This is a genomic window from Streptomyces rubellomurinus, from assembly GCF_000961885.1.
Classification (GTDB): domain Bacteria; phylum Actinomycetota; class Actinomycetes; order Streptomycetales; family Streptomycetaceae; genus Kitasatospora; species Kitasatospora rubellomurina.
The window spans coordinates 1-773 of sequence record NZ_JZKH01000276.1 but is presented as its reverse complement, the minus strand read 5'-3'; the positions used below and the strand labels follow the sequence as shown (position 1 = coordinate 773).

At 75.0% G+C, this 773-nt stretch carries 1 protein-coding gene; it reads right to left on the bottom strand.

What is annotated here, in order from left to right:
* Window positions 1–773: Rossmann-fold NAD(P)-binding domain-containing protein (locus VM95_RS37795; protein WP_045706058.1), on the bottom strand; the 773-nt coding region annotated here is incomplete at both ends.

The window sequence follows — 773 nt, the reverse complement described above, 5'->3', positions numbered from 1 at the left end:
GCCCAGCTCACCGGTGCCGCCGGTGACGAGGACCGTCCGCTCCGGGTCCAGCACGACCCGCTCGGACGCGTCCGCCGCCGAGACCCGCACCAGCCTCGGAGCCGTGACCCGGCCGCCGATCACGGCCAACTCCGGCTCACCGTCTGCGAGCAGAGCCCGCGCGATGGTGTCGGCGTCCGCGTTCGTGTCGAGGTCCAGCAGTCGGATCGCCCGGTCCTGGTACTCCGCGCGCACCGTCCGGACGAAGCCCGCCAGCGCGGCCTGCACCGGTTCACCGGCAACGGCGCCGCGCGTCACGAACACCAGCTCGCCAGGCTCGTCCACCAGCCGCTGAACCAGCGCGAGCACGTCCGCCAGCGCCTCGTGGACCGGTCGGCCGGCCCAGCCCGTCAGGTCCACCAGGGTCCGGCCGGGCAGCTCGTCGGCGTCGACGTCGGCGTCGGCGAGGTGGTCGACACCCAGCAGGCGCGCCAGGTCGCCGTTCCCGCCGAGGACGGCGCTGCGGCCGGCTTCCGCCGAGGACGGCGACTGCTGCACCTCCTGGTGGTCGACGCGGTAGAGGTGGTCGACGGTGGCGGCCCCGCGGACCTGCTCGGCGCTCGCCTCGCGGATCTGCAGTCCGTCCACGTACGCCACCGGGCCACCGGCCGGGTCCGCCACCCAGATCCGGGCGCTGGTGCCCGACGCGTCCAGGTCGACGCGCACCCGCAGTTCGGTGCCACCGGCCGCGAACAGCTCCACGCCCGTCCACTCGAAGGGCAGGAACACCCGCT